Raw genomic sequence first — 20,627 nt, 5'->3', positions numbered from 1 at the left:
TCACTCTTATCGCGCGTGAACGCGGACCATCATTTTGGTGTAACCTCGGACAAAATTCGACTGAACACGTTCGGGCTCACCGATCACTTCAATGCGGTCGAAGCGATTGAGTATTTCCTCCCACAAAATTCGCAGTTGCATTTCGGCAAGCCGATTACCAACGCATCGGTGGATGCCGAACCCGAAGGATAAATGCTGGCGAGGGTTCGGGCGATCGATGATAAACGCGTCAGGCCGATCAATGACTTCATCATCACGATTTCCCGAAAAATACCACATGACGACTTTGTCACCTTTGCGGATGGTTTTACCGCCAACAACCGAATCTTCCTTTGCTGTACGCCGCATGTGCGCCAAGGGTGTCTGCCAGCGGATAATTTCCGGCACCATGCTTTCAATTAGCGCTGGAGAGGCCCTCAATTTGGCCATCTGGTCCGGGTTCTGATGCAGCGCAAGAACCCCACCCGTCATCGAATTTCGCGTTGTGTCATTGCCGCCCACAATCAGCAGCAGCACGTTGCCGAGATATTCTTCCGGTGTCATGTTTCGGGTCGCCGGGGAATGGGCCAACATTGAAATAAGGTCATTGCCTGGATCCTCGTTTACCCGTTCATTCCAAAGCGTCTGAAAACATTGCGCACATTCCATTAATTCATCTTTGCGCTGCGCCCATGAATCAACGACGCCCCCGCCAGGTGCAGCTGTGGTCACATCCGACCAGCGAGTCAGCTTACGACGATCTTCAAACGGAAAATCAAAGAGAGTGGCCAGCATCTGGGTGGTAATTTCGATCGAGACCCGATCAACCCAGTCAAATTCTTCATCTATTGGCAGGCTATCCAATACGGCCCCGACACGCTCGCGAATGGTGCTTTCCAGAAGAGCAAGGTTACCGGGAGCTACGATGGGGCTGACGGCTTTTCGCTGTTCGTCATGGCGCGGTCGGTCCATCGCAATGAAATTAGGAAGGTCAAGCCCCTCTTCACCACCACCTTTTTGAATATTGTCATCGATGATGATGCCGCCGAAGCCTGCCGCCGACGAAAAGATGTCATGATGGGTATCAACATGCATGATGTCTTTATATTTGGTGATCGACCAATAGGGCCCGTAAGCACTCTCAGCGCAATAGTGGACAGGGTCTTCTTTGCGCAGACGTTCAAAATAGGTGCCAGCCGAATCGTCCTTGAAAAGCGCTGGTGAGCTTACGTCGATTTTATCAAGTGGTATCGCATACGCAGCTTCAGTGCCGGTTCGTGTCATGCTGGCCATCCTCTCTGATGATATATGATTTTTATTGAGTATAGTATCAGTTATAAGTGAGTATAATGTCAACAAGGAAAATCTGTTGCGATTTTTTTTGATGACCGGCACACAAGCGCGCTCGGATTTAAGCGGTGATGCCGGCCATCAATCAGGAGCCTAGTATATTGAAATACAAACACGAATTGGGGAAAAGGCGCCTGAAGCCGGACGAGAGGCGCAAACAATTGACACTCTGCGCGCTCCAAGCCTTTGCGGAGAACGGTGTCGCTCGTGCCACTCATTCTCACGTCGCGAAGCTGGCCGGAGTTGCGATACCAACCGTGCACTCCTATTTTAGATCACGGGAGGATCTGGAGTCAGCGGTGCTCGACGAAGTAGAAAACTACCTGATCAAACTCGTCACTGATTCGCTTGGTGGGAAAAAATCCGTGGAAGAAGCGCTTACGACGCTAGCAACCCGATTTGCCAACGACGCGACCACGAAATCTGATATCATTAAAGTTTGGCTAGACTGGAGCACCGGTGTTCGCGCTGGCGTATGGCCCCGATATCTTACTTTGTTGGACAAGCTACACTCGATTGCTCGACCGGTTTTTTCGCGTGGCAAACGTGAAGGTATACTGAGCGAAAATCTCAATGTGAAAGCAGCGGCCAGATTGTTCATAGGCGGCGGACATACTCTCGCACTAATGCAGTTTGCCAAAGTCCCCAACCGGGATCTAGCGATTTACATGGATCAATTTATACAGAGCTTGATGAACATCGGAAAGCCTTGATCATAGTTTTGGGATGAAGATGGGCGAATTGAACCGGAAATCGCTTCGCGCTCAGCAAGCGTAAGACCTAATCTGGATCGCTTCTACTTTGGTGGATGAATGCCGTCAGTGCGCGACAAAAAGGGACAAATCGATGAGGAAACCGGTCAACCCCGCGACCACTCGAGCTTATCGACTCCCCGCGCTGCCAACGATCCCATATCTCGTACTTCTGAAAGTCGGTAAATATATCCGCTGACTCTGTTTCATCTTCAACGCCCCATCTTCTTTCAAAAGATTAGATTGTTATGACGATCAGTTGAAATCACCACGCATTTGTGGGCGTTTGCCTACCAAACTATCCTGGTTGAACGCGGACGGCCGAATAACTTCTCGTACTGGGTAACAGTCACTAGGAAGCAGAATATGGAGCCGAATAAGTATTGAAGCGCACAGCCGTCGCAGTAATCGCGCCCCAAAATTAGGATCAAAGCCGCAGAGCTAGATTGCCAAACTAAAAAAATAGGGTCATAACCCTAAACATGGAGAGTCGCAGCAGCGATTGAGGAGGAGAAAGTAAATGGCAACAACACTGGCACCTGAAAAAACTGTATTTGATCCAATCGACGTTTCGCTGGCTGAACTTTACACAGAGGACCGCTGGCAGGAGCCGTTCCGCAAACTGCGCGCAAATGCACCTATCCAATATGTCCCAGATTCAAAATTCGGTCCCTATTGGTCGGTCTCCACCTACAAGCCTATTGTCCACATCGAGGCGCTGCCGAAAATTTTCTCTTCTTCGTTTGAATATGGCGGTATTTCGATAGCATTTTATCCGGATCGCCTTCTGCCGGACGAGTTTCGCCAGCCGCAATTTATAGCTATGGACCCGCCACAGCATACAGCCCAGCGCCGGACAATTGCTCCAGCCTTTGGCCCCAGCGAGGTCAAGACAATGCAGGACGAAGTGCGCCAACGCACAGCAGAAGTTCTGGATTCTCTTCCCATTGGAGAACCGTTTGACTGGGTTGAGAAGCTATCTATCGAACTGACCACCGGCATGCTTGCGAAGCTGTTTGATTTTCCTTGGGAAGAACGCGACAAACTGACCTATTGGTCAAACATGCTGGGCGATGTCGAGCTGGTCCATCAGGAGGGCGGGATTGCGCGGCGCAATAAGATTGCGATGGAAATGGCAGGTGCCTTCGCCGAACTCTGGCAACGCAAGGCAGCCGGTGAACCGGGCAAAGACCTGATCTCGGTAATGATGCAATCGGACGCGATGAGCGAGATGAGCCAGGAAGAGTTTATCGGTAATCTCATTCTGCTGATCGTTGGCGGCAATGACACTACGCGCAATTCGATGAGCGCCTATGCTTATGGTCTAAGCCAGTTCCCGGAAGAACGTGCCAAGCTGGAAGTTGATCCGTCTCTTATCCCCAATGCGGTGAGTGAGCTGATCCGCTGGCAGACACCGCTCTCCCATATGCGCCGGACGGTGATGGAAGACACCGAGTTCGAAGGCGTGCAGATGAAAAAGGGCGACAAAGTTGTGCTCTGGTATATCTCTGCCAATCGCGATGAGAGCGTGTTTGACGATCCCGACAGCATCCGCGTTGATCGCGAAAACGCGCGGCGACACTTGTCCTTTGGCTATGGTATCCACCGCTGCGTTGGCGCGCGGGTTGCTGAGTTGCAACTGCACGTGTTGCTGGAGGAAATGGCTAAGCGGCGACTACGGGTGGATGTGCTTGAAGAGCCAGAGCGCGTCCCGGCCTGTTTTGTGCACGGATACAAGAAGATGATGGTCAAGCTGGAGAATTACTGAATTGAAAACCCGCGACCGGATCGTGATGGAGGCGAGGCGGCTATACAACCGAAACGGTTATGGCAATGTTTCCAGTGCGACGCTCGCGTATCATCTCGGCATTTCGGAGGGCAATCTCTGGTATCATTTCAAAGCCAAGCGTGCGATCCTCCGCGCTATCAGCGAGAAGTTCGCGCAGGATATCGAAAAGCGCCTGTCGCGCGCGCCGACCGGCGAAGCGGATATCGTTGATGAATATACCGCCCTGTTACAGGCTATTATTGACGAGCTTCACGAATATCGTTTTCTTTACCGCGACCAAGCGGATTACGGCGAGCATGATGAGATCGTGCAGCAGGGCGTGCGCGGCTGGACCGAGCGGACCCATCGGCAGTTTCAAACCTATCTAGCAGGATTTGTCGCGGCCGGCCTGCTCGACTGGCCCAAGGACCGATTGGCCGACCTCGCTATCAACGTGACCATCATCCTGCGCTACGGTCTTGAATATTTCCGTGAGATGGGCGATCCAATTCAGGAGGGCGGCGGCGCGATACGCAATACATTGCTCCGGCATCTGACTTTGTTCGAATATCGCCTGCTGCCAGAAACGGTGCTCCGGCTACGACGGTTCATTGACCGGATGGAAGTTGAGAGAGAAGCGATGGGCAAGACCATTGGAAAAGTTTTGGAATAGCTGCGCTAGCAAAACGGGACCATCACAGCGGTCACAAACTTGAGGCCACCTCGAAAATTACCCTTTCGTGTGCGCCGATTTTCTGATTCAGTAGATTTGAACTGAGGAAGGATTTCACACCATGGGTCAGCCAGGATTTTTTGATTTGAGCCGCCGTTATGAAGGTCTGGACGCGGCGGGTGATCCGTTGGTGGCGATAGCAGCGGCAGTACCCTTTGAGTTGTTCCGGGGGAAGCTTCAGCGTGCGCTTGTCAAAGGCGGTTTGCGCAAGGCGGATGGGGACCGCAAAAGTGCCGCAGGGCGCAAACCCTGGGAGGAGGTTCTGATTTTCAAGATATTGGTGCTTCAGGCGCTCTATAATCTGTCGGATGATGCGATGGAATATCAGCTTCGCGACCGGCTTTCATTCATGCGTTTTGCCGGGCTCGGCCTGGAGGATGCGGTGCCCGATGCCAAGACATTATGGCTTTACCGCGAGGCGCTGACCCAAGCGAAGGCGGTGGACAAGCTGTTTCACTTGTTTGACAACTATCTCAAGGACCAAGGCTATCTGGCTATGGGCGGTCAGATTATTGATGCCGCCATCGTGCCTGCCCCGCATCAGCGGGGCTCGCGTGACGATAATGCGAAGATCAAAGCGGGCGGGACCCCGGCGGGATGGGAGGCGCACCCCGCCAAGAACCGCCAGAAGGACAAGGATGCGCGCAGGACCAGGAAGCATGGCAAGTCGCATTTTGGATACAAGAACCACATCAACGTTGATCGCCGCCACAAGCTGGTGCGGCGCTACGCCGTCAGCAGCGCCTCGGTGCATGACAGTCAGAAGCTGGATGATGTGCTTGATCGTGCAAACACTGCCAGCGGGGTCTGGGCCGATAGCGCTTACCGCAGCGAGGCTAGTGAAGCGGTGCTCGCCGAGCGCGGCCTGACCAGCCACATCCATCGGCGCGGATCACGGGGCAAACCGCTCACCAGCGCCCAAGAAGCCGCCAACAAGACCCGCTCAAAAGTGCGTGTGCGGGTCGAACATGTGTTCGGATGCCAGCACAGCATGGGCGGCAAGTTCGTGCGCACCATCGGCATCCTGCGGGCGACTACGAAGATCGGGATGCAAAATCTGGCTTACAACATGCGCCGTCTGGTCGTGCTCGAACGGGCGGCAATCGTCGCTACCTGAGGCCAAAGGCCAGAAAGACAGGCTGCATCAACCCAAAACAGGCTGGGGGAAACCCAAAATGATCCGACTTCTGGCCCAGTGAGGATATCAAATCGCTATATCAGCCGGAAATCGGTATTGTTCGAGGTGGCCCACAATCAGGTTGGCGTTGGCGCCTCTGTTACCTTATTCCATTGTTGTTCCAATCGATTTTTCTTGTCTGACAAGATATTGACTTTACTGAGGTCGCCGTCGGCCCATTCCATTACTTTGGGGTCCATCACTCTGAAGAATAGAGGCGGGATCGCTGCCAGTAAAAACATTCCGGGATAGCCACTCGGCAAACGAGGCAAATCGGCAAAATCTCGCAACGTTTGATAAGGGCGCATCGGATTAGCATGATGGTCAGAATGCCGTTGTAAATGAAAGGTCATTAAATTGGAAAAGATATGATTGGTATTCCAGGAATGATGTGGCTGACATGTTTCATAGCGACCATTTTCGTGTTTCTGGCGCAGTAAACCATAATGCTCTACATAGTTGGCTTGAGTTAGCCCGTACCATCCAAATATATGGTGGACAAGAATGAATGGAGCAATCATCCAACCCAGATGTGCGGTTAGGATCACCGTTGCCGCTAGAGTGATCATCCAGCCCTGCAAGATCTCATTGTCCAGTGAAAAAGACGACTTTCCTTTTTTATTGAGGCGCGTTGCTTCCGTTGACCAACCATTTTTCAAGGCACCAGGAATTTCGCGCAGGACGAAGCGATAAATCGATTCACCCATACGTGAACTGGCAGGATCTTCAGGAGTTGACACCAGCATATGATGCCCATGATTATGTTCCACGCGAAAATGGGCATAACCGATAACTGCGTTGGCCCACATGGCGAGCTTTTGATCGAGTTTGTTGCTTTTATGTCCAAGCTCATGACCAATAGTGATCGAATTACCGCTTACCGAACCGACGCCGACAACCAAAGCTATTATGGACCACCAAGGGAGCTCCTGTGTGCCAACCAGCATAGCGGTTGCGATAAAGCTGAGCCACAAAAATGGAACGGTAGCTCTAACCATCCAACTATAAAAACGATCAGCTGCCATCGCCGAGATGACTTCGTCCGGCGGATTGTGACCATCTTCACCAATGATCGCATCCACTATCGGAACAAAAACATATAGGTATATCAGCGGGATAAAAGTGGACCACACTCCGATCTGGGTAAAATAGAGAGCCGCAGCTATCGCCGGAACAAGGGGGAAAAACATGGACCAAAGATAAAGGAAACGTTTTCCATCCTTGTATCGAATTTCAGACCCATCTTTCGCAGTGGCTATAAACATATTCATGGCTCGTCCCTTTTTCCCCAATTGAGTTTTGCAAATAGAAGAGCGTCGCAGACGAATATAGTTCCCATTGCGCCAAATTCGTGGCATTTTGCGCCAACCATGTCAGCAGGTGCCCATCTTCGTATCCCAGCAACTTACGTCAATGCGTTGATTCGGCAATATAGGGACGTGCTAGACGATGATGCTATTTCGCTGGATCTGGCAAAACTAGAAACAAATTCCGGCATTGCCCAAACCGACATTCAGTCGTTATTTGCGTTGATTGAAGCTCTCAATAAGCAGGTGGGTCCAGAATGGCCGATTGAAGCATCATTTGCATGGCGAAGTCAAATGCATGGAACCATCGATGTTGCGGCGCGTAGTGCTAGGACATTGGGGGATGCGCTTAATGTCTTTGCGCGTTTTGGCCGAGTAAGGGCACCGTTCGCGGTTATAAATAAAAACGTATGGTCCAAAACCACCGCGTTAAAAATTCAGCCCTCCGTTTCAATGGAAGATTCAGTCTGGCAGGCACTAGCCGAGTTCATTATGCTGAGCACCACCGCAATCCTTAATCAAATCACCGACGATAGGCTGAGTGGTGTTACTTTCGAAATGCCAAATCGAACGTTTCAGCACAAACAGTCATTGGAAGATGCGTTCGGTGTCCCAACTCAATTTGGCGGCACCCAATTCACCATGACCTTCACAAACGAAACTTGCTCCTTGGTACTGCCCTTTCATGACCCTTTGCTTTTCAAGAACACTGTCGAACAACTGCAATCCGAAACCGAGCAATTGTCACATCACAACTGGATTGTTGAGGATGTAAGACGTCTGCTCTCTAGTCAAAACCACATAAGACCCAGCGCACAATTTGTCGCAGATGAACTCGGTCTCTCGCGGCGCTCTCTCGTCAGGAAGCTCACGGCAAATCAAACTTCATTTCGAACGATGTTGGATGATCATCTGAAAGAACGAGCAACAAAAATGTTGGGGCAAGATAAAATGTCGAAAGAGGCCATATCGGAAGCATTGGGCTATACCGACCGGACCAGTTTTAGCCGTGCGTGCAGACGGTGGTTCGACATTTGATGGCCACGTCGAGAAATGGGCCCTTCCCTTGGGGATTGAAATCCGGTTCAAGGATGCTGATGCAGCGAGGGAACTTGGATCATGGGCCAGCCGGGATTTTTTGATTTGCAGCAGCGGCATTAAGGTCTGGACGCAAAGTCTGATCCTTTGGTGGCGATATTGGTAGCGGTGCCGTTTGAGCTGTTCCGCGTGAATCTGAAGGCGGCCCTGGTGAAAAGCGGTCTGCGCAAAATGGCGGATGATCGCAAGAATGCGGCGGGCCGCAAGCCTTGGGATGAAGTGCTGATCTTCAAGGCCTTGGTGTTGCAGGCGCTCTACAATTTGTCGGACGATGCGATGGAATATCAGCTGCGGGACCGGCTCTCCTTCATACGGTTTGTTGGCCTTGGCCTTGAGGACGCGGTGCCCAATGCCAAGACGCTATGGCTGTACCGCAAGGCGCTGGTCAAAGCGGGAGCGATTGAAGGCCTGTTCCATCAGTTTGACAGCACGCGTCACTGCTATGAATGGCAGCGTGCTCAAAACATGTTATAGCAACTGTATCGTTCACGCTGTTTGCTCCATCCAGTTTATTTGTGAGCGACACAACGCGTTTAGTATCCGACGGAAAAAAATTTGTGGAATTCCGAAAGTTCTAGCTTGTAGCGTCGAGCGATGTCTTTGAGGTGATCCATCCGTTAATATCGCTTTCTAGCCACCTGACGCTGTAACCGCCTATTGAATGAGGCCTAGGAAATTTCCCATCGTCCATCCAGCGATAGATGGTTGATCGTCCTAGTCCGACACGGTGCTGGACTTCTTTCAGACGGAGCAAACGTGCCGCAGGCGGATCTGGCAGTTTATTTGGCTCAATATCAAGCATATCCGCCTCCATGTGCGCGATCGAAGCCATCGCCCAGAAGCGTATCCTTCCGGGCGAGGTCGTCCATGTGCTCAGCGAGCAGTCGCGCGACGCGTTGAGCAGTCCCCTTCGCCCAATGCGGTTTGACACCGTGGAGGTGATCACCAAGCTGGGTTTCTAGGACATCTGGCAAATGGCGAACCAGTTCTTCAAAAAACAAGGCTAGATCCGTTTGCATCCAGCGTGATGCCTTGTCCTGATCTGAAGCTAGATAAAGAAGCAAATGGGCATGCGGCGATGCGCCCGTGCCATATAATATACGCAACGCTTCGCTTACCGTAGCTTCGCGTTTGCCGGCCAAGATACGCCGCATCGTGCCCCGGTCAATTTCAGCCTCGCGCGCAATGCGCACTTGAGAACGGCCTGATGTTGAGGCCGCCTGATTAAGCAGCATAGATACGCCGGCTTTGATATGCGCTTCGGAAATTCTATTCAGTTCAGTCATGTCATTCATCCTGTCTTTAAGAGAACGAATCACCTGATATCTTGAAGGCGCACCTGTAGGAAAATGAAAAGAACATAAAAAGAACAAATAGGAAGTTTCGAATCACTCGATTCGTATTTCCTGTTCAGCTGAAAACATCTTCTGTTCAAACTAGCGCAGCAGCTGTGCTGGCCTGAACAGTTCCGGGCAGATTAGCGCAATCGCTGTTCGGCTATGCCCATTTGCCATCCAGAATGTCGCTTTTTGCTTGGAAGGCACCTATTTTCCCATTTCCTGTTTTCCTACAGGCGGGTCAATCGCGCACTTAGAACATACAGCGAACACATGCTGTTTCATGTTTCTCAAGCGAAAGTGATTTTCCATGACCAATATTTCTCAAACACACCGGCGCGCATCCGATTATCTCATTCCAGCAGCTATAGCGCTTCTCTGTGCAACGGCTGCCTATGCAGGCGCGGACAATACCTTTGATCCTGCGCTAGCAAAATTTACTGACTTTCTAGAAGGTTCTGGTGGCAAGATCATTACCGTTCTCAGTCTGGCTGCGGGGCTTATTGGTCTTGCATCCGGACGCTTTTCATTGGGGCAAATCGCGGTACCCGTAGGCGTCGGTATCGGCGTCGGGACCGGCGTTCCCATCGTCACCTCTGTTGTCACGGCAGTCATTTAACGACTGCGACCGGCAAGGAGGGCGGCACAAATGGCTGACAGATATCTTTTGCCCCGGCGGCTTGATGATCCCGAACTCATCGGATTTTGGACGATCGACGAGTTTCTTGGCCTGATCATCCCGTTCGCCTGGGGCATATTAGCGCAGCATATTTTTGTAGGAATCGCACTAGCATTTGTCGCCTGGTTTGCCCTTCGAAAAGCAAAATCTGGCGGTGCGAACGCGCAGCTCCTTCATGCTGTCTACTGGTATCTGCCCGGATCATTTCTGGGATTGAAAGCGACGCCGCCCTCCTATTGCCGACTTCTGGCCGGTTGAAGGAGGAGAAGATGGAAGCACAAATAGCACATCAATCGGCGCAGCGTCTGCTCCGGCAACGCAACTGGCTTGCGCTCGCAGCCGCAGGGCTAGCGGTCACCAGTCTGGCCGCCATTGCAGCTGGATCAATGCAGTCACGTGAAATCGTGCTGGTACCTGTGACCGGACAATCGCTGACTTTATCGAGCGCAGGCGTGTCCCATGAATATTTGGAGCTCGTCACCCGAGATACCGCTCTCATGCTGCTCAACCGTAGCCCTGAAGGGCTTGATTACTGGATGGAACAGATTCTCAAGCTAGCCGATCCCAGTGCCCATGGCCGCCTCAAATCAGAATTGGTCCAAATCGTTTCCGAACAACGCGGCTCCGATATTGCCCAGGCGTTTGTCATCCGTTCGCTCGTCATCGATCCGAAAGAACTCAAGTCTGAAGTGACCGGAACGCTCAAGACGTTTGTCGGCGCGCAGGTAATCGCCAGCGAGGAGCGCAAATTTATCTTTAGCTGGACCTACTCAGGCCTTCGGCTTGCGCTGACCGGTTTTGCGCAGGTCCCAACCGAGCGCGATCAACAAATTCAGCAAAAATCAATCGAAAAGGATGCCTCGTTATGAGCAGCATATTAACATCCCTGCCCGCCTGTCTTGTGGGCGGCGGCATGGCGAGCATCAGCTGGGGCGTTACGCGGCTTCCCGATACAGGGTTCAAAACTCTTGGCTTGGCATTACTTATTACCGCACTTTCGGTCAGCGCATCACCCGCTTTGGCGGACCAGTTTATCGAGGCGGCGGACAATGCAAAGATTGACTGCACATTATCGCGCGATGAACTCACGCGCATAGCGCTGGTTGGTGACGAATTTTCCAGCGTTTCAAAAATCGCTTCGGGCTATCCCTATAATGATTTCGGGGTGACCCATGAACCGGTGCGCGGCGATATCTATATTTCCGTACCGCCCAGCTTCGCCAGCGACAGCGTTAGTTTCTTCGCCACCAGCAAACAGGGTTTTGTCTATAAATTTGCCTGCCACACGGCCCCTGTTGAAGCGCATCAGCTTTTTATAACCAATCCCGCCCTTGCAAAACCGGAGGCGGAGACTTGGGAAAACGAAAGAAGCGAAGAGCAGACCATCATCGCTTTGGTCAAAGCGGTGGCGGAGGGGAAAGCGCCTCCCGGTTATAGCGTGCGCCAGCGGATGACGCGCCCGGTTCGAACCGGATCCATCGAAGTCCAGCTCATCGCGGAATATCGCGGAGCTAATTACAACGCGCAGCAGTTCATTCTCACCAATCGCGGAAAAATAGCAGTCGAGCTCAATGAAGAAGAGCTCGCACCAAAATCCGCGCGCGCAATTTCCTTTGCCCAAAACACACTGAAAGCCGGAACAAGCACATCGGCCTTTGTTGTCACCGCGACCCGGGGGGCAGACCAATGAGCGACGTCAAAACGGCAACCCAAATTCCGGACATAGAGGCAGAACCCGGACATGCGCGCGTCGGCCTCAACAAGAAGATCGCGCGCCGGCAAAATATGCTGCTCGCCGGTATTGGCAGTCTCGCGCTGATCGCAGGCGGTTGGTTTCTGTTTGCAGGTGATGGCGATGAAAAAGGTACGCAAGAAAGCGGCATAGTGACCATTGATGCTGGCAGTCTGGTCAACCGCAATCTTTCCCAGCGCGAGTTTGTCGCGGCTTATGAAAACCGGCTTAATAAACTTACCCAGGATCAAAAGGCTCTCAAGGAAGCGCAGCTCCCTACACGCGAGATAGAAGATAAGATTGAAGCTCTTCGGCTTGAGAACAGCGAAATGCGCACCAACGGGCAAGCGGCTATCGATGCGATCTCTGCGGAAAACGCGGGTCTAAAGACGCAGCTGGAAGAGAAAGCCGCAACACCGCCGCTGGCGACACCGCCGACCTATGGGCCGCAGGCAAGCGATTTTAACCGCCAGTCGTCATCGCTTGGATCACCCGATGGTACAGAAATCACGCCTGGTGGTTCTCCATCCGGCGCAGTCAAAATACTCAATTTCGGAAGCACCGAGCAGGGATCAAAATCTTCCAAGAAGCGCACATCTGAAACATCACCGCTGCTGGTTGAAGACAGCCCGGAATATCTACCACCCAATAGCTATGCACCGGCAAAAGTTATTGTTGGCGTTGATGCCTCGGTCGGGGTTGCCAGTCAGAGCGACCCCTTGCCGGTGGTACTCAGGATTACCGGCCCTGCCCGTTCGGTGGTCAAAAACGGCAAATTGCTTACGACAAATATCACTGGATGCATCGTCAACGGCGCGGCTCGCGGCGATCTCTCGGCTGAAAAAGTTTATGTGAAGCTTGCGCGTATGACCTGCGATCAGCCCGGCGGGCGGGTCGCCGTCAGCGAGGTTAAAGGCTTTATCAGCTTTGCCGGTAAATCCGGCGTGCGCGGCCGCGTTGTCAGCCGCGAAGGCAATCTTGTCAGTCAAGCCCTGCTTGCCGGGATTGTCGGCGGGTTTGGGCGCGGCTTTTCCGCCAATGCCAACGGCATATTTTCCGGTCAGATTGGCGCGGACGGGAAACGCGATAGCCTTTCGGGCGCGGACATATTGACCGGCGGCCTTGGTCAGGGCGCTGGCGATGCCGCCGATACAGTTTCCAAATATCTCATCGAACGAGCCGAACAATATCAACCTGTCGTCGAGATGCCGACCGGCATCGATGTCGAGATCGTCTTTCTCGACGGCGTCCATGTAAGGAGTGAAAAAAAGTGATCTTTTCCAATTTCAAAACCGAGATACGGAGTTTCAAGTCTCGGGCCGCCGCCATTACGCTTGCCGTCGCAAGCGGCGGGATGGTTTCGGGCCTTGTTGCAGCCAGCTTCATCTCGGCTCCAGCCAATGCCGCTGCTGTACTCGAGGATGTCAGAACGGCAATCGCACTGCGCCTGCCAAAAACACCCATTACCAGCCTCACCTGCAAGGGCTTTGGCGGCCTGTGCGAAGTCGTATCCGAAAAGACATTATTCTATATTGATGAACGCGCGCGCTACCTATTTGTCGGCCGTCTGTACGACATGGAAAGCCGGGCCGACCTGACGGCGGCCAAACTGCTGGAGCTTAATCCGCAGCTGCTGGTCGCAGGTTCCGCGCGTGCAAATGACAGTGGACCAACGGCCTCAAAACAGCCAGCTAAAGAACGCGCATCCAAAGTTCCCGTCGCAGACTTAAAGCCATTGGGAGCCATCCATTGGGGGGCCAAATCCGGCCCCAAACTCATCGTCTTTTCGGATTTCAATTGCAGCTATTGCAAGCGGCTGACGGCTGAACTCAAAAAAGCACGCGTGCGCGTCGAAGAGCGGCCCATTTCGATTTTTGGCGAGAAGAGCCGGAGACTGGCCGAAGCGGTGATTTGTTCGCGTGATCCTGCAAAGGCGCTGCATCAAGCCTATTCCGGCGAAACGCCAAAACCACAAAAATCATGCGACACATCGGGTCTCGATGCCAATGAGGCCTTTGCAAGCAGCCACGGTTTTTCCGGGACGCCGGTCATGGTGCGCGCAAGTGACGGCGCGGTGCTCGAAGGGTATCGCAGCGCTGCCGAAATCCGCGCGTTCCTTGGCTCAAATGCAAAAGGTGCAAAATGACGCGCGCGCGCTTTCCATTGGGCTTGTTTGCGTTTTCATGCGTCTCACTGTCATCCTGTGCTAGTCTGGGCAGCAATATTAGCGGCAGTTTTGATTGCAAGGCGCCGGGCGGTAGCTGCACGCCAACGTCGCAAATTGATGCAGCGGCGAGTGCCGCAATGCTCGATCAACCTCAGCCAAATGGCAGGCGGAGTCTGATATCGGCGGCGCAAACCTCGCGGACCGGCGAGCGTGTTCTGAAAATTGTCTTTCCCGGATTTGTCGATGCATCGGGCAATTTGCATGAAGCCCGCAGCGTGCACGTCGTCGCAAGATCTCCCGACTGGGCTGCCACATTGGCTAGTGGTGATACTAATATCGCCAAGCAAATGGCACGCGATATCTCAGATCAAGCCAAGCAAGCATCCAAAGACAATATCAGTGGCGTTCTTAACGCAGACGATAGCACCGTCGAAACGCAGCCGGACATTACAAGCGCCGTTGATCCATTTCTCAAAAGTTCATACAATTTGCCCTCGCGTGGTTCGTACCCCTTGACCGTGCGAGAGGCAATTGCCGGGGCAAACATGCCGGCAATCGAGGGGTTCGATGGGCTCCCTCCCCCAGCAAGTCGAACCCCTCACCCTGTTTTGAGAGCAATCACGAAAGATGGTTTTCCGAGCATTGAAGCCATCGAAGCCGCCAAGATACGCGGGGCCCAAAAACGGCCTGGCGAGGAGAAGGGACGATGAACTTCTCCATTCCATCTGCGCGCGCAAAACTGTTATCGGGCCTGTTTGGTGATCAGCAAACCGCTGACCATCAAAGACCGAGCATCGCGCTCGACATGCTTTCAGACTGGCTGCCGTACCGGGTGTTTGATACCGGACCGCGGCTGTATCGCAACGCGCGTTCCAAGGGGTTTATATTGTCGGCCGCGCCACTGATTGGCGCGGATGAACGCACCGGTGAAATATTGGGGCAGTTTTTTTCAGAAGGCATGCCCGAAGGCGCGTGCTTGCAGATTTTACATTTTGCCAGCCCGCGCATTGGCCAGGTAGTCGCCCCGTGGTTTGCCAAGCGCTACGCACAGGGCGGCGTATATGAAGCAATGGCGCGCCACAGATCAAAAAGGCTTTATGATCTGGTCTGGGAAAGCGGATCTGCCCATGCGCCGTTTCATGCCCGCTGCCATAATTTGGTTATCTCGCTGGGCGTTCCAGACACCGCAAACATTGATGACAATGAACTTGCGCAGTGCCGCGACGGGCTTGTCGGCGTACTGACGTCTCTTGGCATTGATGCGGGTGAAATGGAACCGCAGGAACTCATCGCGCTCGTTGATGACCTGACTTCCCCCACCACAGCGCCGCAAGAAGACCGAACCGTTTACAATCCGCTCGATGATATTGCCAGCCAAGCCATCCGCCGGGATATTGAGCTCGAAGTTGAAGATGACCGGATGATCCTGCGCACCGAAAGGTTCCGGGAAATTGGCCGAAGCGCTGATGGCACGCCGGAAATTGGCGCAATCTATCCCGATGCCTTTGACATCCGGCATTTTGGCGTCAGGCAAATGCCTGAACGATGGGCGCCTTGGGAATGCGCGCGGCTCATCGGCGACATGTTCACCGACAAATTGCGCTTCCCCTGCCCGGCTGCGACCATGCTTTGTCTGGTCTACCCCGACCGCGAGGGTGCCTCGGCAAAAGCCGGTTTCAAATTCATGCGCACAACCAGCCTCAGCCAATCCAAGAGCGCGCGGTTTCTGCCCAAGCTCGCCCAGCAATCGTCCGAATGGAGCCATGTCCAGGCAGAATTGCAGGCTGGCAAACGCCTCGTGCAACTGTTTTATGGCGTCACCAGCTATTCGCCGCTTGGCCTTGGCGATGCTCATGAACGCTCGATCAAAGCGATCTATAAGGCCGCTGGTTGGGATTTGGCCGACGAGCGCTTTCTCCAGCTCCAAGGTCTGATCGCCGCCATGCCCATGACACTGGCCGATGGTCTTGCCCATGATCTTAAACGTCTAAAGCGGCTTAAAACCATGCTTTCGACTAGCGCGGCTCATATTGCCCCGTTGCAGGGCGAATTTCTGGGCGGGCCGCTCCCGCATCTGCTGCTGGTCGGTAGGCGCGGGCAGCCATTCTACTGGTCGCCGTTCGAGAATGACGCGGGCAATCATAATGTGGCGATCTGCGGCAAATCCGGTTCGGGTAAATCGGTGCTGCTTCAGGAAATGTGCGCAAGCCTGCGCGGCGCCGGCGCAAAAGTTGTTGTTATCGATGACGGGCGCTCGTTTGAACATTCGGTTAAATTGCAGGGCGGGCGATTTGTAGAATTTACCCTCAAATCCGGTTTCTCGCTCAATCCCTTCTCGATGATTGATGATGTGCGCGCTGCCGAAGACGATGATTATAAACTCGACTGCATCGCAATGATCAAAGCGATTGTCGGTCAAATGGCGCGGCACAGCGACCGGCTTACCGATACCGAACGCGGTCTGATCGATCAGGCGGTTACAACAGTTTGGGAAGCGCTTGGCAGCGGCGGCACGATCAATGACGTGGCAGCAGCATTCGCGGGCATTTCCAATCCTGTCGCCGATGATCTGGGCGTTGCCATCGGACCCTATATGAGCGGGGGTAGCTATGGCGGCTTTTTTGAAGGTCAGGCCAGTATCGCGCTCGATGATGATTTTACCGTATTTGAGATGTCTGATCTAGCAACGCGCGAGGAGCTGAGATCGGTCATTCTGTGCGCTATCATGTTCATGACCAGCCAGGCGATGACCCAGAGCCCGCGCAGCACCAAGAAATTACTTCTCATCGATGAAGCCTGGTCGCTCCTCAAAGGCGGCTCGATGGGAGAGTTTGTTGAAACCTATGCGCGTACTGCGCGCAAATATGGCGGCGCGCTGGCTACCGCCACGCAGTCACTCAATGATTATTATAAATCGGACGGCGCAACCGCAGCGCTCGAAAATAGCGACTGGATGCTGGTGCTCCAGCAAAAGCCGGAAACCATTGCTGATTTCCGCAAGAACGACCGCCTCGACATGGATGATCGCACTGAAACGCTGATCCGCAGTTTGAAACGTTCGGGCGAGGAATATAGCGAGGTCTTTATCAAAGGCCCGGAAACGCAAGCGATCGGCAGGCTAGTTCTTGATCCTTATTCCGCCTGTATCTATTCTTCTTCGCCCGATGTTTATGCTGCGATCGAAGCTGAGCAGGAAGCGGGTGCTTCTCTGGCACAGGCGATTGCCCGCGTGTCCGGTGTCGGCGCCGACAATCGGAAGGGTACTTAAAATGCCTGACAAAACCGATACGCTGTTTGATTCTTATCTTTTCCTTGGGACAAGCAAGGACTTGCGCTGCAAAGGTTCGCCGTTTCCGGTGCGACAGTGTTTTCAAACCTCTTGCTACATTATGCTGGAAGCATCGCTATTCGCAATAAGCTCGGTCCTGATGGCCCTCGGCCTGCCGCTGTGCTTTTTCCTGCTGCTATCCGGTTGGGATTTGCTCGGGCTGTTCGCGCATCTGGACAATTTGAGCAGCCGCTACCTCGAAGCGGACGGGGTGCGCAGATTGGCGTTTTCCAGCGATCTTAAAATCATGTTCTTTGGGTCTACTGCTCTGATCGCGGCGCTTCGGATACCGAGATTCATTGCCCGGATTACCGATGATTTTCCCGAAGGGAGGGAGGGATGACCAAATCAGCACTATTAGAGCATCTACCAAGCGGGCGATCCGTTATCATGGTCCTACTGGTAACGGCTTTGGTTTTGTGGATCATCTGGGTCAGCTTGCGTCTGACCCAGCCCAATGGACAACAAATTGTTCAGGTCCATATGTCCGAGATCATGCGCGATTTCGTTGACGCAGAAGCAAAGGGTGATGCTGATCCCGAAGTCACCCGGCAAGAAATTGCCCGGTATCTCCAAGCAACCGAAGCGGCGGTGGATGATTTGGGCCGTAGTGGACATGTGATTTTGGTTGCTGAAGCCGTGCTTTCAAAAAATACGCCGGATGCCACGCTGCAGCTCAAAACCAAAATTGCCCAAAAACTGGAAAGCGCTAGCGAGGAAAAGCCGCAATGAACGTGCTCAAATCCCGTCTCAAACGCCCGCTTGTTCTGGCCTTGCTGGTAGCGATCCCGCTTCTCTATGCGCCGATTGCCAAATTCAGCGACAACCATGCGCTCTTGATCAATGCCAGTCCCAGCCTGCCCAACTGGGCATTTTGGCTGAACAAGAATTTTATACCTTCCCGCGGTACCTTGATATTTTTCGAGCCGCCACGCTCGAAATTGCTCATCAACCATTTCGGCGAGAAACCGCAGATTTTTGGCAAACGAATACTGGGCATGCCCGGCGATCAGGTTCGCCATGACGGCAAAAAAGTCCTCATCAACAATACGTTTGTGGCGCGAACAAAACCCAAAACCCGCAAAGGGGCCGCGCTAACCAAAGGCCCTGAAGGGATAATTCCGAACGGCTGCTATTATGTCGGGACGACCCATAAACATGGCTTTGATAGCCGCTATGGCGAGATCGGGTTCATTTGCGCGCCCCGGATTATTGGTACCGGGAGGGCAATATTGTGAACAGACTATCTTTGCCTTTTCTCATTGCAGCCTTGCTGTCGTCATCAGCTTTGGCGCGCGACTATGGCCAACAGGGTACACATTTCCCGATTATCGAGTTGGACCTGCTTAAGCAAATTCAGTCGCGCCTTCAGGCCATGGACAAGAATGGCGACATTGACGGGCTCAACCAGAAACTCAAATCCCGCACCATCGCGAGGGTGAACAGGCCCAAGCCTGTCGCAGGATTGGTGAGGGCGACAAAAGCCACCACGCAGATGTTCGATCCGACGATCACTTTGCAGGCCGATATATTTGATCATGATGGGCGCAGGATCTGGGCCAAAGGAACCAGGGTCAATCCTCTCGATACCGTTCCATTGCGCGCGGCGTTGGTTTTTTTAGACGGCGATGATCCGGCCCAGCTCGAATGGGCGTTTGCGCAAAAACCAAAGACAACAAAACTCATTCTGACAAACGGCGCGCCGCTAAAACTTATGAAAGCGCGCCAAAGACGTTTCTATTTTGATCAGGGCGGCAAGCTGACCGCGCATTTCGATATTAAAGCACTGCCGGCGATGGTCGATCAACAGGGCCGGATGCTGCGGATCCGCGAATTTACGCTGTCCGAAAAGCGGAGGCCAACCCAATGATAAAGGGCTTTTCAAAACTGTTCGGAACAAAATCCGCTTTGCTATTATGTCTGCTGGCAGTCAGCCTGCTCGCCTCAGCCCCGGCGCGCGCTGATGCCGGCCCTGGCCGCTGCACCGGTAAATTTGTCAATCCGATCACCGATATCTGCTGGTCGTGTCTTTTTCCGCTGTCCATTGGCGGCCTGGATATCTGGCCATCAAGCAGACCTGATCCTAAAAACCCAACCCTGCCCGTCTGTCTTTGCGGTTTGCGCCCGGGCATTGCCATGGGGTTCTGGGAGCCGGTCCGGCTTGCCGATGTCAGCATGAAGCCCTGGTGCTTTGTCAATCTCGGCGGGCTCAAGATCGATCCCGGATTTGACATTGGCTATCGATCCATCTCCGGGCCATCGGCAATTGGTGGGGCCAGCCAATATTATTCAAGCTGGCATGTCCACTGGTATGCCTATCCGCTGATCTACTGGATGGAGATTGTTGCCGATTTTCTCTGTCTCGAAGCTGGCTCTGTCGACATTCTCTATATTTCCGAGATTGATCCGCTCTGGCAAGACAGTGAACTCACCGCGATTATTAATCCCGAAGCAGTGCTGTTTGCCAATCCGCTCGCACTGGCTGCCTGCGCTGCCGATTGTGTTTCTGCCACGGTCAATCTGCCGCGCGATGAACTCTTCTGGTGCGCTGGCTGTCAGGGATCCATGTATCCAATGAACGGCAATGTCTCGGCCAGCATTGGCCATGTCCAGGCCTCGCGGCTCGTACTGTCGCGCTTTGCTTTCAAATTACACCGCCAACTGGTGTCCTGGGGAACCATGGGCAAAAAGGGTCTGTGCGGCAAATATCTGATGCCGATCATGCGCAAGCAGCAATACCGCCTGCAGGCAACCAATCCCAATCCTGCGACCAAGGGCCGCTATGCCTGCCCGCCCATCGGAGCCTCCACCACCTTTCAATCTGCCGGACAGGTCATTCCCGCCATTGGCGAGGACATGGGCTATCTCGTCTGGCGCAAACGGAATTGCTGCGCGCTATGAGAAACACAATTTCCTTTTTCCTTTTGTTCGGGGCCACTTGCACGGCGGGTTTCGCCGCCGCGCAAAATCAAAACTCGGAAGCCCTCGATATTGAGTCCATTCGTGCTTCGGCCAAATCCTATTCCGCCGAGGCAGAAGCGCTGGCTGAAAATGTCCGCATGCGCAGCGGAGATTTGCGAGATGAAGCCCGTCAGACCCAAGACCAGGCAAGGGCTAATGGCGAGCGATATACGAAGACTGTCCAGCGGAAACACAGAAACAACGACAACAAAAAAGACGAAGTCTTTGATTTCGAGCGGATGATTTCGGACCATGCAAA

Annotated in this window: 23 protein-coding genes and 1 pseudogene; 19 read left to right on the top strand and 5 right to left on the bottom strand. The window is 53.3% G+C overall.

Features of this window, described 5'->3' with window-relative positions:
- Window positions 1-6 precede the first annotated feature (6 nt).
- Window positions 7-1,263 carry a cytochrome P450 gene (locus tag SPHFLASMR4Y_RS02020; RefSeq protein ID WP_313906756.1) on the bottom strand — a complete coding sequence of 419 codons (1,257 nt, stop codon included), beginning with the start codon at window positions 1,261-1,263 and terminating at the stop codon, window positions 7-9.
- Window positions 1,264-1,430: 167 nt separating this feature from the next.
- Between SPHFLASMR4Y_RS02020 and SPHFLASMR4Y_RS02015 the strand changes: the two genes are divergently transcribed.
- From SPHFLASMR4Y_RS02015 to SPHFLASMR4Y_RS02000, 4 genes are all read left to right on the top strand, one after another.
- A complete protein-coding gene (locus tag SPHFLASMR4Y_RS02015) occupies window positions 1,431-2,042 on the top strand; it encodes a TetR/AcrR family transcriptional regulator (protein ID WP_159647809.1) in 612 nt (203 codons plus the stop codon).
- A 559-nt stretch (window positions 2,043-2,601) separates the two neighbouring features.
- On the top strand, window positions 2,602-3,849 hold the full coding sequence (locus SPHFLASMR4Y_RS02010; protein ID WP_089132072.1) for a cytochrome P450: 1,248 nt from the start codon (window positions 2,602-2,604) through the stop codon (window positions 3,847-3,849).
- Window position 3,850: 1 nt separating this feature from the next.
- Window positions 3,851-4,522, top strand: coding sequence for a TetR/AcrR family transcriptional regulator (locus tag SPHFLASMR4Y_RS02005; RefSeq protein ID WP_089132071.1), 672 nt, complete (start codon window positions 3,851-3,853; stop codon window positions 4,520-4,522).
- A gap of 121 nt (window positions 4,523-4,643) precedes the next feature.
- The gene (locus SPHFLASMR4Y_RS02000) at window positions 4,644-5,699 is read left to right on the top strand and encodes an IS5 family transposase (protein WP_089132070.1); all 1,056 of its coding nucleotides are present in this window, start codon (window positions 4,644-4,646) and stop codon (window positions 5,697-5,699) included.
- 137 nt (window positions 5,700-5,836) lie between these two features.
- Here SPHFLASMR4Y_RS02000 and SPHFLASMR4Y_RS01995 read toward each other — a convergent pair whose 3' ends face one another.
- Window positions 5,837-7,030 (bottom strand): alkane 1-monooxygenase, encoded by a 1,194-nt coding sequence (locus SPHFLASMR4Y_RS01995; protein WP_089132069.1) that lies wholly within the window; start codon window positions 7,028-7,030, stop codon window positions 5,837-5,839.
- Window positions 7,031-7,129: 99 nt separating this feature from the next.
- Here SPHFLASMR4Y_RS01995 and SPHFLASMR4Y_RS01990 point away from each other — a divergent pair, with 99 nt between their 5' ends.
- On the top strand, window positions 7,130-8,104 hold the full coding sequence (locus tag SPHFLASMR4Y_RS01990) for an AraC family transcriptional regulator (protein ID WP_089132068.1): 975 nt from the start codon (window positions 7,130-7,132) through the stop codon (window positions 8,102-8,104).
- Window positions 8,105-8,230: 126 nt separating this feature from the next.
- Window positions 8,231-8,590 (top strand): annotated as a pseudogene (locus SPHFLASMR4Y_RS01985) (transposase); the annotation flags it as partial.
- Between the two features lie 148 nt (window positions 8,591-8,738).
- Here SPHFLASMR4Y_RS01985 and SPHFLASMR4Y_RS01980 read toward each other — a convergent pair.
- Both SPHFLASMR4Y_RS01980 and SPHFLASMR4Y_RS01975 read right to left on the bottom strand, forming a co-directional pair.
- Window positions 8,739-8,966: a helix-turn-helix transcriptional regulator gene (locus SPHFLASMR4Y_RS01980; RefSeq protein ID WP_089134615.1), complete on the bottom strand. Its 228-nt coding sequence runs from the start codon at window positions 8,964-8,966 to the stop codon at window positions 8,739-8,741.
- A complete protein-coding gene (locus tag SPHFLASMR4Y_RS01975) occupies window positions 8,959-9,450 on the bottom strand; it encodes a hypothetical protein (protein WP_089134614.1) in 492 nt (163 codons plus the stop codon). The genes SPHFLASMR4Y_RS01980 and SPHFLASMR4Y_RS01975 overlap by 8 nt, the downstream gene beginning before the upstream one ends.
- 361 nt (window positions 9,451-9,811) lie before the next feature.
- Here SPHFLASMR4Y_RS01975 and SPHFLASMR4Y_RS01970 point away from each other — a divergent pair, with 361 nt between their 5' ends.
- The 13 genes from SPHFLASMR4Y_RS01970 (at window position 9,812) to traU (ending at window position 20,308) form a co-directional block, all read left to right on the top strand.
- Window positions 9,812-10,120: a TrbC/VirB2 family protein gene (locus tag SPHFLASMR4Y_RS01970; RefSeq protein WP_089132067.1), complete on the top strand. Its 309-nt coding sequence runs from the start codon at window positions 9,812-9,814 to the stop codon at window positions 10,118-10,120.
- 30 nt (window positions 10,121-10,150) lie between these two features.
- On the top strand, window positions 10,151-10,438 hold the full coding sequence (gene traL, locus SPHFLASMR4Y_RS01965) for a type IV conjugative transfer system protein TraL (protein ID WP_089132066.1): 288 nt from the start codon (window positions 10,151-10,153) through the stop codon (window positions 10,436-10,438).
- Window positions 10,439-10,449: 11 nt separating this feature from the next.
- Window positions 10,450-11,049 carry a type IV conjugative transfer system protein TraE gene (locus SPHFLASMR4Y_RS01960; protein ID WP_089132065.1) on the top strand — a complete coding sequence of 200 codons (600 nt, stop codon included), beginning with the start codon at window positions 10,450-10,452 and terminating at the stop codon, window positions 11,047-11,049.
- Window positions 11,046-11,870 carry a type-F conjugative transfer system secretin TraK gene (locus SPHFLASMR4Y_RS01955; protein WP_089132064.1) on the top strand — a complete coding sequence of 275 codons (825 nt, stop codon included), beginning with the start codon at window positions 11,046-11,048 and terminating at the stop codon, window positions 11,868-11,870. The genes SPHFLASMR4Y_RS01960 and SPHFLASMR4Y_RS01955 overlap by 4 nt, the downstream gene beginning before the upstream one ends.
- Entirely contained in the window at window positions 11,867-13,186 is a 1,320-nt protein-coding gene (locus tag SPHFLASMR4Y_RS01950; protein WP_089132063.1) for a TrbI/VirB10 family protein, read from the top strand. The genes SPHFLASMR4Y_RS01955 and SPHFLASMR4Y_RS01950 overlap by 4 nt, the downstream gene beginning before the upstream one ends.
- Window positions 13,183-14,058: a DsbC family protein gene (locus tag SPHFLASMR4Y_RS01945; protein WP_236554118.1), complete on the top strand. Its 876-nt coding sequence runs from the start codon at window positions 13,183-13,185 to the stop codon at window positions 14,056-14,058. Before SPHFLASMR4Y_RS01950 ends, SPHFLASMR4Y_RS01945 begins: the two co-directional genes overlap by 4 nt.
- 158 nt (window positions 14,059-14,216) lie before the next feature.
- Window positions 14,217-14,789, top strand: a complete 573-nt coding sequence (locus SPHFLASMR4Y_RS01940; protein WP_089132062.1) for a hypothetical protein — start codon at window positions 14,217-14,219, stop codon at window positions 14,787-14,789.
- Window positions 14,786-17,347 carry a type IV secretion system protein TraC gene (gene traC, locus SPHFLASMR4Y_RS01935; RefSeq protein ID WP_089132061.1) on the top strand — a complete coding sequence of 854 codons (2,562 nt, stop codon included), beginning with the start codon at window positions 14,786-14,788 and terminating at the stop codon, window positions 17,345-17,347. The genes SPHFLASMR4Y_RS01940 and traC overlap by 4 nt, the downstream gene beginning before the upstream one ends.
- A gap of 1 nt (window position 17,348) precedes the next feature.
- Window positions 17,349-17,750: a hypothetical protein gene (locus tag SPHFLASMR4Y_RS01930; RefSeq protein WP_089132060.1), complete on the top strand. Its 402-nt coding sequence runs from the start codon at window positions 17,349-17,351 to the stop codon at window positions 17,748-17,750.
- The gene (locus tag SPHFLASMR4Y_RS01925) at window positions 17,747-18,139 is read left to right on the top strand and encodes a TrbI F-type domain-containing protein (protein WP_089132059.1); all 393 of its coding nucleotides are present in this window, start codon (window positions 17,747-17,749) and stop codon (window positions 18,137-18,139) included. Before SPHFLASMR4Y_RS01930 ends, SPHFLASMR4Y_RS01925 begins: the two co-directional genes overlap by 4 nt.
- Entirely contained in the window at window positions 18,136-18,645 is a 510-nt protein-coding gene (locus tag SPHFLASMR4Y_RS01920; RefSeq protein ID WP_089132058.1) for a S26 family signal peptidase, read from the top strand. Before SPHFLASMR4Y_RS01925 ends, SPHFLASMR4Y_RS01920 begins: the two co-directional genes overlap by 4 nt.
- The gene (gene traW / locus SPHFLASMR4Y_RS01915) at window positions 18,642-19,277 is read left to right on the top strand and encodes a type-F conjugative transfer system protein TraW (protein ID WP_186266019.1); all 636 of its coding nucleotides are present in this window, start codon (window positions 18,642-18,644) and stop codon (window positions 19,275-19,277) included. The genes SPHFLASMR4Y_RS01920 and traW overlap by 4 nt, the downstream gene beginning before the upstream one ends.
- On the top strand, window positions 19,274-20,308 hold the full coding sequence (gene traU / locus SPHFLASMR4Y_RS01910; RefSeq protein ID WP_236554116.1) for a conjugal transfer pilus assembly protein TraU: 1,035 nt from the start codon (window positions 19,274-19,276) through the stop codon (window positions 20,306-20,308). Before traW ends, traU begins: the two co-directional genes overlap by 4 nt.
- On the opposite strand, the gene SPHFLASMR4Y_RS17300 is transcribed toward traU, so the two are convergent.
- Window positions 20,269-20,622, bottom strand: coding sequence for a hypothetical protein (locus SPHFLASMR4Y_RS17300; RefSeq protein WP_260807035.1), 354 nt, complete (start codon window positions 20,620-20,622; stop codon window positions 20,269-20,271). The two genes, traU and SPHFLASMR4Y_RS17300, sit on opposite strands and share 40 nt — an antisense overlap.
- Between the last annotated feature and the right edge of the window lie 5 nt (window positions 20,623-20,627).

It is taken from the genome of Sphingorhabdus sp. SMR4y (genome assembly GCF_002218195.1).
GTDB lineage: Bacteria > Pseudomonadota > Alphaproteobacteria > Sphingomonadales > Sphingomonadaceae > Parasphingorhabdus.
The sequence above is the reverse complement of the archived record's forward strand: the minus strand, read 5'-3'. Positions and strand labels throughout refer to the sequence as shown.

Excerpts from the sequence above, each read along its gene's own strand:
- SPHFLASMR4Y_RS02020 (WP_313906756.1), bottom strand. The coding sequence starts at position 1,263 with ATGACACGAACCGGCACTGAAGCTGCGTATGCGATACCACTTGATAAA.
- SPHFLASMR4Y_RS02010 (WP_089132072.1), top strand. The coding sequence starts at position 2,602 with ATGGCAACAACACTGGCACCTGAAAAAACTGTATTTGATCCAATCGAC.
- SPHFLASMR4Y_RS02000 (WP_089132070.1), top strand. The coding sequence starts at position 4,644 with ATGGGTCAGCCAGGATTTTTTGATTTGAGCCGCCGTTATGAAGGTCTG.
- SPHFLASMR4Y_RS01995 (WP_089132069.1), bottom strand. The coding sequence starts at position 7,030 with ATGAATATGTTTATAGCCACTGCGAAAGATGGGTCTGAAATTCGATAC.
- SPHFLASMR4Y_RS01990 (WP_089132068.1), top strand. The coding sequence starts at position 7,130 with ATGTCAGCAGGTGCCCATCTTCGTATCCCAGCAACTTACGTCAATGCG.
- SPHFLASMR4Y_RS01980 (WP_089134615.1), bottom strand. The coding sequence starts at position 8,966 with ATGCTTGATATTGAGCCAAATAAACTGCCAGATCCGCCTGCGGCACGT.
- SPHFLASMR4Y_RS01975 (WP_089134614.1), bottom strand. The coding sequence starts at position 9,450 with ATGACTGAACTGAATAGAATTTCCGAAGCGCATATCAAAGCCGGCGTA.
- SPHFLASMR4Y_RS01970 (WP_089132067.1), top strand. The coding sequence starts at position 9,812 with ATGACCAATATTTCTCAAACACACCGGCGCGCATCCGATTATCTCATT.
- traL (WP_089132066.1), top strand. The coding sequence starts at position 10,151 with ATGGCTGACAGATATCTTTTGCCCCGGCGGCTTGATGATCCCGAACTC.
- SPHFLASMR4Y_RS01960 (WP_089132065.1), top strand. The coding sequence starts at position 10,450 with ATGGAAGCACAAATAGCACATCAATCGGCGCAGCGTCTGCTCCGGCAA.
- SPHFLASMR4Y_RS01955 (WP_089132064.1), top strand. The coding sequence starts at position 11,046 with ATGAGCAGCATATTAACATCCCTGCCCGCCTGTCTTGTGGGCGGCGGC.
- SPHFLASMR4Y_RS01950 (WP_089132063.1), top strand. The coding sequence starts at position 11,867 with ATGAGCGACGTCAAAACGGCAACCCAAATTCCGGACATAGAGGCAGAA.
- SPHFLASMR4Y_RS01940 (WP_089132062.1), top strand. The coding sequence starts at position 14,217 with ATGCTCGATCAACCTCAGCCAAATGGCAGGCGGAGTCTGATATCGGCG.
- traC (WP_089132061.1), top strand. The coding sequence starts at position 14,786 with ATGAACTTCTCCATTCCATCTGCGCGCGCAAAACTGTTATCGGGCCTG.
- SPHFLASMR4Y_RS01930 (WP_089132060.1), top strand. The coding sequence starts at position 17,349 with ATGCCTGACAAAACCGATACGCTGTTTGATTCTTATCTTTTCCTTGGG.
- SPHFLASMR4Y_RS01925 (WP_089132059.1), top strand. The coding sequence starts at position 17,747 with ATGACCAAATCAGCACTATTAGAGCATCTACCAAGCGGGCGATCCGTT.
- SPHFLASMR4Y_RS01920 (WP_089132058.1), top strand. The coding sequence starts at position 18,136 with ATGAACGTGCTCAAATCCCGTCTCAAACGCCCGCTTGTTCTGGCCTTG.
- traU (WP_236554116.1), top strand. The coding sequence starts at position 19,274 with ATGATAAAGGGCTTTTCAAAACTGTTCGGAACAAAATCCGCTTTGCTA.
- SPHFLASMR4Y_RS17300 (WP_260807035.1), bottom strand. The coding sequence starts at position 20,622 with ATGGTCCGAAATCATCCGCTCGAAATCAAAGACTTCGTCTTTTTTGTT.